This window comes from Vreelandella sp. L-15, from assembly GCF_056857635.1.
In genome coordinates this window covers 20119-33733 of the sequence record NZ_JBSXNN010000064.1, presented here as the reverse complement: position 1 = coordinate 33733, position 13615 = coordinate 20119, and the positions used below count along the sequence as shown (strand labels likewise).

Annotated in this window: 14 protein-coding genes; 3 read left to right on the top strand and 11 right to left on the bottom strand. The window is 58.9% G+C overall.

Annotation, left to right across the window (positions count from 1 at the left end; translation table 11 throughout):
• Positions 1–42 precede the first annotated feature (42 nt).
• The 3 genes from AC13CY_RS09540 to AC13CY_RS09530 form a co-directional block, all read right to left on the bottom strand.
• A complete protein-coding gene (locus tag AC13CY_RS09540) occupies positions 43–885 on the bottom strand; it encodes an endonuclease/exonuclease/phosphatase family protein (protein WP_044629851.1) in 843 nt (280 codons plus the stop codon).
• Positions 886–887: 2 nt separating this feature from the next.
• On the bottom strand, positions 888–1520 hold the full coding sequence (locus tag AC13CY_RS09535; protein ID WP_044629850.1) for a thiol:disulfide interchange protein DsbA/DsbL: 633 nt from the start codon (positions 1518–1520) through the stop codon (positions 888–890).
• A 116-nt stretch (positions 1521–1636) separates the two neighbouring features.
• Positions 1637–2266: a c-type cytochrome gene (locus AC13CY_RS09530; protein WP_172515104.1), complete on the bottom strand. Its 630-nt coding sequence runs from the start codon at positions 2264–2266 to the stop codon at positions 1637–1639.
• A gap of 310 nt (positions 2267–2576) precedes the next feature.
• Here AC13CY_RS09530 and yihA point away from each other — a divergent pair, with 310 nt between their 5' ends.
• Positions 2577–3221, top strand: coding sequence for a ribosome biogenesis GTP-binding protein YihA/YsxC (gene yihA, locus AC13CY_RS09525; RefSeq protein ID WP_044629848.1), 645 nt, complete (start codon positions 2577–2579; stop codon positions 3219–3221).
• A 10-nt stretch (positions 3222–3231) separates the two neighbouring features.
• On the opposite strand, the gene AC13CY_RS09520 is transcribed toward yihA, so the two are convergent.
• The 8 genes from AC13CY_RS09520 to AC13CY_RS09485 form a co-directional block, all read right to left on the bottom strand.
• Complete coding sequence (locus AC13CY_RS09520; protein ID WP_054644908.1) at positions 3232–3969, bottom strand: HAD family hydrolase; 738 nt, start codon at positions 3967–3969, stop codon at positions 3232–3234.
• A gap of 2 nt (positions 3970–3971) precedes the next feature.
• Positions 3972–4880 carry a tyrosine recombinase XerC gene (locus AC13CY_RS09515; protein ID WP_483052487.1) on the bottom strand — a complete coding sequence of 303 codons (909 nt, stop codon included), beginning with the start codon at positions 4878–4880 and terminating at the stop codon, positions 3972–3974.
• Entirely contained in the window at positions 4867–5589 is a 723-nt protein-coding gene (locus tag AC13CY_RS09510; protein WP_044629845.1) for a DUF484 family protein, read from the bottom strand. The genes AC13CY_RS09515 and AC13CY_RS09510 overlap by 14 nt, the downstream gene beginning before the upstream one ends.
• A gap of 16 nt (positions 5590–5605) precedes the next feature.
• A complete protein-coding gene (gene dapF / locus AC13CY_RS09505; RefSeq protein WP_044629844.1) occupies positions 5606–6439 on the bottom strand; it encodes a diaminopimelate epimerase in 834 nt (277 codons plus the stop codon).
• Positions 6439–7710, bottom strand: coding sequence for a diaminopimelate decarboxylase (gene lysA / locus AC13CY_RS09500; protein WP_288102301.1), 1272 nt, complete (start codon positions 7708–7710; stop codon positions 6439–6441). The genes dapF and lysA overlap by 1 nt, the downstream gene beginning before the upstream one ends.
• Entirely contained in the window at positions 7710–7838 is a 129-nt protein-coding gene (lptM, locus tag AC13CY_RS09495) for an LPS translocon maturation chaperone LptM (protein ID WP_082051459.1), read from the bottom strand. The genes lysA and lptM overlap by 1 nt, the downstream gene beginning before the upstream one ends.
• Entirely contained in the window at positions 7835–9238 is a 1404-nt protein-coding gene (argH, locus tag AC13CY_RS09490) for an argininosuccinate lyase (RefSeq protein WP_273423693.1), read from the bottom strand. Before argH ends, lptM begins: the two co-directional genes overlap by 4 nt.
• A 94-nt stretch (positions 9239–9332) precedes the next feature.
• Positions 9333–11783, bottom strand: coding sequence for a sensor domain-containing protein (locus tag AC13CY_RS09485; protein ID WP_483052486.1), 2451 nt, complete (start codon positions 11781–11783; stop codon positions 9333–9335).
• A gap of 137 nt (positions 11784–11920) precedes the next feature.
• Here AC13CY_RS09485 and hemC point away from each other — a divergent pair, with 137 nt between their 5' ends.
• Together hemC and AC13CY_RS09475 are read left to right on the top strand one after the other, a co-directional pair.
• Entirely contained in the window at positions 11921–12865 is a 945-nt protein-coding gene (gene hemC / locus AC13CY_RS09480) for a hydroxymethylbilane synthase (RefSeq protein ID WP_172515109.1), read from the top strand.
• On the top strand, positions 12862–13614 hold the full coding sequence (locus AC13CY_RS09475) for a uroporphyrinogen-III synthase (RefSeq protein WP_137093802.1): 753 nt from the start codon (positions 12862–12864) through the stop codon (positions 13612–13614). The genes hemC and AC13CY_RS09475 overlap by 4 nt, the downstream gene beginning before the upstream one ends.
• Position 13615 lies beyond the last annotated feature (1 nt).

The window sequence follows — 13615 nt, the reverse complement described above, 5'->3', positions numbered from 1 at the left end:
GCAGACAATGCAGCGCCCGACAAGCGTTCTGCGAGCTTATTGTTAAACGCTTGGTTGAATCGCCGCGAGACACGCCGCTGGCAGCGGCAAATCAACCGCAATCGGCAGGTGGTCAGAGAACAGGTGATCCAGCACGCGCACATCGGCCGCTTCAAGGGTTTGCGAGAGTAGAATATGGTCCAACGCGCGACGCGGCTGCCACGACGGATAGCTAAGCAGCGGCTTGACCGGGTATAGCGGCAATGACGTACTAAACCGCTCGTGAGCATGGAGCTGCTCAGGCGTACAATTTAAATCACCCATCACCACCACATGGCGCAACGGCTCAATAATATCGCTTAAATAATTGAGCTGGCGCACACGGCCACGGTGGCTAAGTGCCAAATGCGCCACAAAAATATGCAGGGCATCAGGGCCTTCGCCGTAGCGCACGTGAATAGCGCCGCGTCCAGGCAACATTCCAGGTAGCCGGTGCTCTTCAATATGGCTAGGGGTTAAACGTGAAAGTAGACCATTACTATGCTGTGCAAAATGGCCTAGGTTACGATTAAGTTGCTGGAAGTAGTGAGGAAACTTGGCCTGGGCGGCTAAGTACTCCACCTGATTCACACGGCTGGAGCGAAAGCTTCCACCATCCACCTCCTGCAGCCCCACCACGTCAAACTGCTCTAATACGCTACCTACCAGCGCTAAACGCTTAAGCCGCTGAGGATTAGGCAGCACGTGCTGCCAGCTCCGCGTGAGATAGTGGTGGTAGGCTGAGGTTTGAATGCCCACCTGCAAATTAAACGTTAGCAGCCGGATATGACCACGCTCAACCAGCGCGGAGGTGGACGGGGACGCAGGCGAACGTGTCTGTCCGCCTGTGTGGCCGTGCTCAAGCACCGTTATTGTGTGCGCTCGCTGCGAACTTTTTCGATCAACGCGTCAGCGATTTGCGGCATGTTTTCCAAGCTGCCTGCCGACTGCGGTGACACTACATAGCGGCCATCCACAATCAGCGCAGGAACCCCCATCAGGCGCATTTCACGCATACGGCTGTTGGCCTTATTGACCTCACTACGTACGCTAAAGGCGGTGAGCGCCTGTTTGGCTTCCTCTTCGCTAACGCCGTAATCAGAGAAGAATTCCGCAATCTTGTCAGCGTCGGTCAGTGAACGGCCATCCTGGTGAATCGCATCGAAGAAATCCGCATGCAGCTCCTCTTCAATACCCAGCGATTTGGCCGCATAGAAGGCCGTGGCATGGGTGTTCCAGTCACCGCCCATGGTCGCTGGCATTTTGACAATGCTGACATCGTCATCCAGGGTTTCGTACCACTCGTTTACTGGCGTTTGCAGCCGGTAGCAGTGCGGGCAGCCAAACCAGAACGCTTCGGTCACTTCAATCTGATCTTCGTCTACCTGGGTAGCTACCGGCGACTCAAGCAACGTGTAGTGCTGACCTTCTACCAGCTCCTGGGCACTTACCGCAGCAGACAGGCCAAGACCAGCAAGCGCGACCATCAACGTTTTCAACATAACGAGCATTCTCCAAATAAGCGGCCAACAAAAGTGAGCCTGTGACCGTTAGTGTGTCAGACAGGTTCCCCATTCTGCGGATGTTTCACAGAATGGGGAGGCCAACAGCAGGGAAATTAGTTCAAGCCCAGCACGTAGTTGGCCACGGCTTCCATGTCCCGGTCGCTCATTTTGGAAGCGATATCGCCCATCAGATTGTTCGGGCTATTGGTGCGGTCACCCGAGGCAAATGCTTGCAGCGTGGAGATGGTATATTCCGCATGCTGACCAGAAAGAGCCGGATACACAGCGCTACCAATACCTACCCCGGTGGGAGTGTGGCAAGCGCTACAGGCGGGAATGCCTTTAGACATATCGCCTGCGCGATACAGCTCTTCACCGCGGGCCAGCAACTCAGCGTCTTCATCACTGGTTTGACCGAGGTTAGCCTCTTGGCCTGCAAAGTGGGCAGCGACGTCCCAAGCATCTTGGTCTGAGTAGTCAGCGACCAAACCGGCCATCTGTGGGACGACACGGTTGCCGTCACGAATGTCCATGATCTGTTTGGCCAGATAGGACATCTGCTGCCCTGCCAGGTTGGGGAAGGTACCCACTGCGCTAATGCCCTGCTGGCCATGACAGGCAGCACAGGTTTGCGCAAGTTCGCGACCCGCCGCTGCGTCAGCGTCGGCTTGAAGGTCCGCTTGGGCGTGGGCGGTGCCAACGGCACCCATGGTAATTGCCAGGCTTGCCAGTAACTTTCTCATTGCTAATCCACTATGCCGTTTGATTATTGACTGGTACGCACCCTGGGCGCTGCCCAGGTTCAGCACATTACCAGGGTCAGCTCCGCCAAAACGAACAACAATGTCGTGTTGGTCGCTGCTGGCTAAAGCGCGATGGTACACTAGCGCCCCAGGTCGCAGTTATAAACCGCTTGCATTATAACGAATCACCCTAGCGGCGGGAATGCAAGTCCAGGTCTGCTTTTGGGGTAATTCGTCGCGGTACCGCTCTCTCTCACACTAGGGTTGGCCAGCGGGCCGTGTTATACGTTTGTTTTTCAGGATTAATTCCATGTCTACCCCCCATGATAGCCCAGTCCCTCGGCTGAACTACCCCACGGCGCGTTTTATGATCAGCGCGCCAACCCTGGCACTGTGTCCTGACGATACCGGTGCAGAAGTAGCGTTTGCCGGACGCTCAAATGCCGGTAAATCCAGCGCCATTAACGCGCTAACCCAGCAAAATGCGCTGGCGCGCACCTCGCGCACTCCGGGCCGCACCCAGCTCATCAACTTCTTCACTGTGATGAACGACGAGTCGCGCCGCTTGGTGGATCTACCCGGCTATGGCTACGCCAAAGTGCCGGAAGCGGTCAAAATTGAGTGGCAAAAGCATCTTTCCGACTACCTGCGCGGCCGTTTTAGCCTGCGTGGTCTAGTGCTGCTTATGGACGTGCGCCACCCGCTGACCGAGTTCGACCAAATGATGCTCGACTATGCTGACCAGCGCGGGATGCCGGTGCATATTCTGCTGACCAAAGCCGACAAACTGAAGCGTGGTCCAGCCAGCGCCGCCCTGCAGAAAGTGCGCTCCCGCTTAAAAGAGTGGGAAGACCTCGTATCGGTACAGCTGTTTTCATCGCTGAAACGCGACGGGGTCGATACCCTTTCCCAAAAACTAGACCAGTGGCTGCACACTCCAGAAGACGCCCGTTAATAGGCGTGGTCTAGGCGCGTTTTTCCAGCCACTCAATCAGCTCCGGTAGCTCTTTGACATGAGCAACACGGTGAACCCGCTCGGGCAGCGTTTGGTCGCCGCATTCAGCCACCCAGGCGGCATGCATACCCAGTTGCTGGGCGGGAAGCACATCCTCATTCCAGGAGTCGCCCACGTGCATGGCGCGCTGCGGTACGGTATTCAGTCGCTCCAGCGCGGTGAGAAAAGGCTTGGGGTCAGGCTTGGGAGCCAGCAGCTCTCCAGCGGCAATCGCTACCGGAAAGTGGGCCGCCAATGGCTGGCGCTTAAGGTGAATATTGCCGTTGGTAATCGCCGCTAGCCGATAGCGCTCGGCAAGCGCCGATAGCAGCCCAGCTGCCTCTGGGTGCGGCGTGACCTGCACCCGCAGGCGGTGGAACTCATTCATTGCCGCGGCGGCCCATAACAGTGCAGCGCTGCGAGGCAAACCGCTGGTTTCCAACTGGGCCTCTAACGCTCGTAGCCTTAGCCAGGTAAAGTCACCTCGCCGTTCAGGCACTTGGCTTGCCCACTGCTGGCGGCGCTTCAGGTAATCCGCCACGCCCTCATCATACGTTAACGGTAGCGGCGCCTCTTGACGGGCAGCACGCCATGCTGCCAGCGCTTCCAGCAGCCAGCGGTAATGGCCCTCTTCGGTTTTCAGCATGACGCCCTGGTTGTCCCATAGGGTGTCGTCCAAATCAAAGGTGATGGCGTCTAACGTGACCATGATTAACTCTCACTGGGGCGGCGTTTGGCGCGCGGGTGGGCGGCATCGTAACTGTCTGCCAAGTGCTGCCAATCCAGCCGCGTATACACTTGAGTAGTGGATAGATTGGCATGACCCAGCAGCTCCTGCACGGCCCGCAGATCCTGGCTAGATTCCAGCAGGTGGCTGGCAAAAGAGTGGCGCAGGCGGTGGGGGTGAAGATGTTCGGGCAGGCCGCGCACCACCGAGAGCTGTGCTAAGCGTTTCTGGATCGCTCGATGCCCCAACCGCTGCCCCCGCTGACCAACGAACAGCGCCGTTTCAGCGCTGGCCGCCAAACTGGCCCGGCAGGTGAGCCATGCTTCCAGCGCCTGCTGGGCGCGTCGTCCCACCGGCACTTGGCGGGGCTTGCTGCCCTTACCCATCACCCGCACATGATTGGCCGTTAAGTGGCTCATATCCAGCGCCGCCAGCTCGGCTAAGCGCAGGCCGCTGGAGTAGAAAAGCTCCAGCATGGCTTGGTCGCGAAGCGCCAGCGGCGAGCCGTCGTGGGGCGTGTCCAGAAAGCGCGCCAGCGCATCCACATCCAGCGGTCTGGGCAGATGACTGGGCTGCTTAGGGGTGCGCAGTAGGCTGACCGGGTTATCTGCCAACACACGATGCTGCACTAACGCATCGGCAAAGCGAGATAGCGCCGCACGTCGGCGGGCTAGGCTTCTCGGCGCCAGCCCCCGGCTACGTTCGGCGCCTAGAAAGGCTCTCACCAGCGCCGTGTCCAGCGCGCTGGCCTGAGTGATGCCACGCTGTTCGGCAAACTGGCAAAAGGCGGATAAATCCTGACGATAGGCCGCCACCGTGGCCGGGCTGGCATGGGTGGCTAGCTGCGCTAAGTAGTTAGTGACCGTGTCTGCCAGCAAGCTATCGCTGTCCATGCGGCTCCGGCCCCAACCGCAGCAGTAGGCGCGCGACAATATCGCCCAGGTACTCGGTAAACAGCGTATCCATACTGGCGCGGTAACATTCAGGGTCGGGGCTAGCGAGCAGCAAATAACCCAGCTGCTCCCCCGCCGAGAGGCGTGTAATCGCACAGGAACCCGCTTTACGGGGTGCTTTGGTATGGGGCAGTAGGCACTTCCAATCACTGACGCTCAGCTTGGCGCAGCGACTGGTGCGGCCATCCAGCAGCGCCGCCAAGCGAGCGCTGGCGTGCTGGTCGAGAATATGGCGTGGCGGCTGGGGTGGCGTGGACTCTGCATCGCTTAACGACGCGGGACACCATAGGGCCATCGCCGGGGTTTGAAAGCGCTCGTTAAGCTGAGTCGCCAGCGCTTGGGCCAGGGCATCACGGTCTTCCGCTTCAACTAAGCTGAGCAGCGTTTCCCGCAGGCGACGGTACTGAGCCTCGTTATGACGAGCGGTTTCCAGCAAATGCTCAAGCCGCCCTTCCGCCGTTTCAGCTCGCTGGCGCAGGTCGATCACCAGCCGCTCCAGCAGCGACACAGCACCATCGATATTCGGGTGGGGCACTTTGAGCTGCTGCAGCAGCCCTTCACGGCCAATAAAAAAATCGGGGTGACGGGCCAGCCAAAACGCTACTTGGTCAGGGTCGAGCGTTTTGCGCGGCTCAGGAGCTTGAGACATCGCCGTTCTCCTCGCATTAGTTGAGTGATACCCGACCATCAAACACCCGGGTAGCAGGGCCCACCATGACGAGTGACGCTTCGGGGTCAGGCCACTCGATACTGAGCTGCCCGCCGGGCAAGTGCACTTTCACTGGGCTCTTCAGAAGCCCCTGACGAATCCCACTGGCCACCGCCGCACAGGCACCGGTGCCGCAGGCCAGGGTTTCACCGCTGCCACGCTCGAACACCCGCAGACGAATCTCGCTGGGCGAGACCACCTGCATAAAGCCGACGTTGACCCGCTTGGGAAACCGAGGATGCGACTCCAACAGCGGCCCCAAGCGCTCCACCGGGGCGCTATCCACGCTCTCTACCTGGAGGACAGCATGGGGATTGCCCATGGAGACCACGCCAAGCTGCAGCGTTTCACCGCCTACATCTATCTCATGCAGCGGTTGATCACCCGGCGCTTCAAACGGCAGCGTCGCCGGGTTGAAGCGCGGCCTACCCATATCGACCCGTACCATGCCATCGTGCTGAACATTGAGCACCAGCGGGCCACCGGCGGTTTCCACATGGATTTCATGCTTGTGGGTTAAACGCTGGTCGCGCACAAAGCGGGCAAAGCAGCGCGCGCCGTTGCCACAGTTCTCCACTTCGCTGCCGTCGGCGTTATAGATACGGTAGCGAAAGTCCATGTCCGGGTCGCGGGGCGGCTCGACGATCAGCAGTTGGTCAAAGCCAATGCCAAAGCGCCGGTCCGCCAGTTGGCGGATCTGCTCGTCCCGCAGGCGCGCCCGCTGAGTGACCAGGTCCACCACCATGAAGTCGTTGCCCAGGCCGTGCATTTTGGTGAAGTGCAGCAGCATCAGCGCGCCCCTTCCGGCAGCAGCGCCTCACCGGCCCACAGGCTTTCCAGCGTTTCCCGAGCGCGCACCACGTGGTACGTGTCGCCATCCACCATCACCTCTGGCGGGCGCGGGCGGCTGTTGTAGTTCGACGCCATCACAAAACCGTAAGCTCCGGCGGAGCGTACCGCCAACAGATCGCCTTCGGCGATAGCAAGCTCACGCTCTTTACCCAGGAAGTCACCGGTTTCACACACAGGGCCGACCACGTCGTAGGTGGCGCTCTCACGTGGCTGGCGGGTATCCACCGGCACAATCGCCTGCCACGCCTGATACAGCGCCGGACGAATCAGGTCGTTCATGGCCGCATCGACAATGGCAAAGTTCTTGGTCTCGCCGGGTTTCAAGAACTCTACCCGGGTGAGCATCAGCCCGGCGTTGGCCGCAATAGAGCGACCCGGCTCAAACAGCAGCGTGAGCTTTTCGCCGCCTTCCCAGCGGGAGAGGCGCGCCAGCAGTTGGCTAGCGTAATCGAACGGCTGGGGTGGCTTCTCGTCACGGTAGGGCACGCCTAAGCCGCCGCCTAAATCCAGATGGTCGATCTCGATGCCGCGCTCGCGAAGGCGCTCCATCAGCACCAACAGGCGCTCCAGGGCATCTAGAAACGGCGCGGTTTCGGTGAGCTGCGAGCCGATATGGCAATCCAGGCCCGTCACGCGCAGGTTTGGCAGGCTGGCCGCCAGTTGGTACACCTCCAGCGCGTCATCCACCGGAATGCCAAACTTGTTATCTTTTAAGCCGGTAGAGATATAAGGGTGAGTGCCCGCATCCACATCAGGATTGACGCGCAGCGAGACCGGAGCGATTTTCCCCAGCTCACCTGCCACGGCATTCAGGCGCTCCAGCTCTGGGCGCGACTCGACGTTAAAGCATTTGATGCCGACTTCTAGCGCCCGCGCCATTTCATGGGGCTGCTTAGCCACGCCAGAAAACACCACTTTGGCGGGGGCGCCGCCCGCTTTTAGCACCCGCTCAAGCTCACCCACGGAGACAATATCAAACCCGGCCCCCATGCGGGCCAAAAGGCCCAGCACGGCAAGGTTAGAGTTGGCTTTCACCGCGTAGCAGATTAAGTGCGAGTGGCCACCCAAGGCTTCGGTGTAGGCGCGAAAATGGCGCTCAAAGGTCGCTTTTGAGTAGACATAGCAGGGCGTGCCCATCTCGGCGGCCAGCTGCGTTAGCGGCACATCTTCGGCGTAGAGCACGCCATCGCGGTAGTTAAAGTGATCCATTACCCCTCCTGCTCGGCGGCCGAATCATTGGTATCGTCAGGCAGATAAAGTGGCCCCTTTTGACCACAGCCAACAAGCAGCAGTGCGGCCATCAGCAGCGCGCTAAGTATGATTGCACTGCGTTTCATGACGCACCTTTCAGGGCTGCCAGCGCTTCTCGCGCACGGTTTGCAGCGGCGCGCACTTGGTCAGGCGCCGTGCCGCCAATGTGGTTACGGGCAGCGACCGAGCCTTCCAGCGTCAGCACTTCAAATACGTCCTGCTCAATGATATCGGAGAACTGCTGCAGCTCTTCGAGGGTCATTTCAGAGAGGTCTTTCTTGGTTTTCAGGCCGTAGGCCACGGAGAGACCCACGATCTCGTGAGCATCACGGAAGGCCACGCCTTTACGCACCAGGTAATCCGCCAGGTCTGTGGCGGTGGAGAAGCCGCGCCGCGCCGCTTCGTACATGCTCTCTTTCTTCGGCTCGATGGCAGGCACCATGTCCGCAAAGGCTTTCAGACAGTCGCGCACGGTGTCGACGGCGTCGAACAGCGGCTCTTTGTCTTCCTGGTTATCCTTGTTGTAGGCCAGCGGCTGCGACTTCATCAGCGTCAGCAGCGCCATCAGATGGCCATACACACGGCCGGTTTTACCGCGCACCAGCTCAGGCACGTCGGGGTTTTTTTTCTGCGGCATAATGGAGGAGCCGGTGCAGAAGCGGTCGGGCAGGTCGATGAAGTTGAACTGCGCACTGGTCCACAGCACGAGCTCTTCGCTCATCCGCGACAGGTGCATAAGCAGGATGCTGGCGAAACTGGTGAATTCAATTGCAAAATCACGATCTGACACGGCGTCCAGCGAGTTTTCTGCCGGGCGATCAAAGCCGAGCAGCTCAGCGGTCACGTGGCGGTCAATGGGGTAGGTCGTGCCCGCCAGCGCCGCGGAGCCCAGCGGCATCACGTTCACCCGCTTACGGCAATCCAGCAGGCGCTCGTGGTCGCGGGCCAGCATCTCTTGCCACGCCAGCAGGTGGTGGCCGAAGGTGACTGGCTGAGCCGTTTGCAGGTGAGTAAAACCGGGCATGATGGTGTCGGCTTCGCGCTCGGCAAGCTCAATCATGCCGTCACGCAGACGGGTCAGCTCCGCTTCGATCACGTCGATCTCATCGCGCATGAACAGGCGAATGTCGGTGGCCACTTGGTCGTTGCGCGAGCGGCCGGTGTGTAGCTTCTTGCCAGTAATGCCGATTTTATCGGTCAGGCGTGCTTCGATGTTCATGTGCACGTCTTCCAGCGGCACCGACCACTGGAACTCACCGCGCTCAATCTCGCCCTGAATGTCGGTCAGGCCGTTAATAATGGCGTCGCGCTCTTCTTCGGTGAGCACGCCCACCCGCGCCAGCATGGTGGCATGGGCAATCGAGCCCTGAATATCCTGGCGCGCTAGGCGTTGGTCGAAGTTCACAGACGCGGTAAAGCGTGCAACAAAAGCATCGGTGGGCTCGCTGAAGCGACCGCCCCAAGACTGGTTCGTAGCTTGGCTCATCGGAGACATATCCTGCTGACAAAACTAATGGAGTCGTTACCGGAAAGTGTACCAGAGTCACTGCGTAGAGCGGCATGCCGTTTTATGGCAGTGTTTATAACGAGGTAGGAGATTCTTGGCTAGCAACGACTACTAGCGGCGTTTTCAAATATGCCTTCAGCGCACTCAAGGCCATGGGACGAGCAAAGTAGTAGCCTTGGAAATGGTCGCACTGCAGGGTACGCAGGAAGTGAAACTGCTCGGCGGTTTCAACGCCTTCAATTAACACCTCGAGTCCCAGCTTATCTGCCATGGTGACAACGCCCTCTACAATAGCGGCGTCACGGGAATCAACGGCCACATCGCCCACAAACGAGCGGTCAACCTTCAGCTTATTGATGGGTAGGCGTTTTAGATAGCTAAGGCTTGAGAAACCGGTGCCAAAGTCATCCAGCGCAATGTGCACGCCCAGTTGGCGCAGGGCCTGTAAAGCCTGAATGGTGTGTTCGGCGCTATCCATTAATACACCTTCGGTCAGCTCCAGCTCTAATAGCGCGGGGGGCAAGCCACTACGCGCCAGCACCTGCTTTACGGAGTCTAAAAATCCTGGGCGCTGAAACTGCATGGGTGATACGTTAATCGCCATGGTTATGGGGGTCGCGCTTTCGGCATTGAGCACCACCGCATCGCGGCAGGCGGTTTCCATCACCCACTCACTGATGGGAATAATCTGCCCGGTATCCTCGGCCAAAGGAATAAACTGCCCTGGCGGGATGTTGCCACGCTCTGGGTGGTACCAACGGACCAACGCTTCAACTCCAGCGACCCGCCCGCTATGGTGAATTTGCGGCTGGTAATGGAGCTCAAACTGCTCCTGCTCAATGGCCTGCTGCAGGGCATGGCGCAAATTCACCCGCTCGGTGACCTTGCGGTTAAGTTCGTCGGTATACCACTGAAAGGTGTTGCGCCCCCTGCGTTTGGCCTTGTGCATGGCAAGGTCGGCCTGCTGAATGAGCTGACGCGGCGTTTGAATAGTGCCATCGTTGGTGGCAATCCCAATACTGGCAGTAATTCTTAGCTCGTTGCTGCGATACCAGTAAGGTGCCGAAACTCGTGCCAGCAGCCGCTCGACCACCTGTAAGACATCGTCTTCGTGGGCTAAATCCGGCAACAGCACGATAAACTCATCGCCGCCAAATCGGGCCACGGTGTCCCAGGGGCGCAGCTCCTCCTCCAAGCGCTTGGCGACCTCTAGCAAAATATAGTCGCCCACTTCATGGCCGAGGGTGTCATTGATTGGCTTAAAGTCGTCTAAATCAATGAACAGCACTGCTAAATAACGCTGGTAGCGCCTGGCTAACAAACAACCTTGGGCAAGGCGCTGGTCCAGCAACAGCCGGTTGGGCAGCCCGGTCAGCGCATCGTGATTGGCGTTATGGCTCAGCTGGGCCTGATACTCTCGCTGGGCGGTAATATCGTTTTGCGCGCCGATAAAATGTGTGACTACGCCAGCTTCATCGCGCACCGGGGAGATATAAAGATCGTTCCAGAAAGGCGCGCCGTTACGGCGATAGTTGCGAATCACCACGTGCACATCGCGCTGCTCTTTGATGCCTTTGCGCAATTGCACCTGGGTCGCAGGGTCCGTGTCGATTCCTTGTAGAAAACGGCAGTTGCGGCCCAGCGCGGCCTCTCGCGAGTAGCCGGTGATGCGCTCAAAGGCAGCGTTCACATACACTATCGGCAGATCAGGGCGCTGAGCATCCACAATGACCACGCCATTGGTGCTAGACTCCACGCTGCGCTCCAGCAGCGCCAACTGCCGTTCAGTGTCTTTGCGCTCGGTAATATCCTGAGTAGAGCCCTGAGCTTGAATAATTTTTCCTAGCTCATCGCGCACCGCTCGGCCAATCACTCGCACCCAACGCCGTCGCCCCTGCTGGGTAATAATCTCCAGCTCTTCGTCAAAACTTATCCCCTTCTCACAGCAGTTGGTAAACACGGCTTGAATACGCGACCGAGAGCTTGGCGTGTAAAAAGCAATCGCCTCCTCCAGCGTGGGCTGGTGGCCAACAGGCATATCGTGAAGGCGGCACACCTCCTCCGACCAGATCGGCAGCCCCACCGCTAAATCCATATACCAGCCGCCTATATGCGCTGTCTCACCGGCAATACGGAACAGCCGCTGATTGCGCCGTAGCTGCTTTTCCACCGCTTTGCGACGAGAAATATCTCGGGCAATCACATAAATCACCTGCTCACCGGCAGAAGCGGACACTTCCAACCAAACGCGCCTACCATCTACCGCTAACGCACAAATATCGAAGGCATTAATTTTTTCACCCCGGCATACCCTTGCCAACGCTGCTTCGATAACGGGATGATCACGCGGCTCTACCACGACACCACAGGGCCTACCCAGCAGCGCTTCTGCTTGGTAACCCAGTAACGACTCAAAGGTTGGGTTGATGCTGAGCAGCGTGCCCGCAAAGTCGATGCAGCAGAACAAATCCTGCGAAAGCAGAAAGAATTGGTCTAGCTTACCTTGCGGTTCAACAGGGGGCATGGCATTTCCTAACAGGCGTTAAACGCGTTCAGCGCTGGCCCTAAATTCGGCCGGTTATTTTTACTGTGTGGCTGGGTGCTTTATGATGAGAATTATCACAGTTCGACGCGCCGTGTCAGCGGCAAAGGGAGAATCAGGTGTCATCCATCACTAAATTGCGCATTGCCACGCGTAAAAGTCAGTTGGCCATGTGGCAGGCCGAGTACGTCCGCGACCGCTTGATGGCGGCACATAGCGGTCTGGAAGTTGAGCTTGTCCCCCTCTCCACCAAAGGCGACAAAATTCTCGATACGCCTCTCTCCAAAATTGGTGGCAAAGGGCTATTCGTCAAGGAGCTTGAAGACGCCATGCTGGATGGACGCGCCGATATTGCCGTTCACTCCATGAAAGACGTACCCATGCACTTCCCCGAAGGCTTGGGGCTATCGGTGATTTTAGATGGGGCAGACCCCACCGATGCATTCGTGTCCAACCACTATAACAGCATCGACGAGCTGCCCGAAGGTGCGCGCATCGGTACCGCCAGCCTACGTCGTGGCCTACAAATACGTGAAGCCCGTCCGGACCTGCAAATCCTCAACCTGCGCGGCAACGTCCAGACTCGCCTTGGGAAGCTCGACGATGGCGAGTTCGACGCTATCATTCTGGCCACCTCTGGCCTGCAGCGCCTGGGGCTCGATGCGCGAATCGCCCAAGCACTGCCCCCTGAAATCTGCTTGCCCGCCTGCGGCCAGGGCGCACTAGGCATCGAATGTCGCTTGCACGACCCCGAATTGATTGCGCTACTGGCCCCCTTGGACGATCAGGATACCGCCACCCGCGTGCGCGCCGAGCGCGCCATGAACACGCGCCTGGAAGGTGGCTGCCAAGTACCGATTGCCGGGCACGCCGTACTGGATAAAGCCAACGATACCCTGTGGCTGCGCGGGCTAGTGGGCAACCCAGAGGGCACCGAGGTACTGCGTGCCGAGGGCCGTGGCTCTATCCATGAGCCGGAAGCGCTCGGCATTCGTATTGCCGAAGAGCTGCTGGATCAAGGCGCCGGCGATATCTTGGCAGAGGTTTACGGCCGCAACGTATGAGCCAGCCGGTACTGATTTGCCGCCCAGGGGAGCGGGGCGAAACGCTGGCTGATGCCCTGCGGGCAAGCAAAGGCTGGGTGGAGTCGCTTGACGTGATGCATCTGGAAGCGCTGCCTGAAGATGCTACGCAGCGCCAAGTCTGGTTGGATATTGATCAGTACCATAAGATAGTGGTGGTCAGCCCCTTTGCCGCTTACTGTTTAAGCGAGGCGCTGGATCGCTACTGGCCACAGCGACCTATCGGTATTGATTACTATAGCGTTGGACGGGGCACTGCCAGCATACTGTTCGATCAGCTTGGGGTTCGGGTACGTATTCCTCCGCCCCAGCAGGGTGAAGACACCAGCGAAGCGCTGCTTTCGCTAGCGTCGCTTCGCCACCTAGCACATCAACGAGTGCTGCTGGTGGCAGGAGAAGGCGGCCGCACGCTGATCGCCGACACTCTAGCGGCACGCGGGGCCACTATTACCCGGCTGGCGGTCTATCGGCGGGTTTATCAGCCGCCTTCGCCAGCGATGCAAAAGCGCCTCGCCACAGGTGCCTACCGGGCGCTCATCGTCACCAGCGGCGAACTGCTTGAATATCTGGCAAAATGGTGTGGTCCAGCAGCGTTGAACCAACCGCTAATCGTTTCCAGTCACCGTTTAGCTACACTGGCCGGTAAACTGGGTTTTTGTGACCTCAAGGTGGCGTCGGGAGCAACGCCGGCTGCGCTGGTGGCCGCGTTGGATCGGTCCTGCAACCCATAGG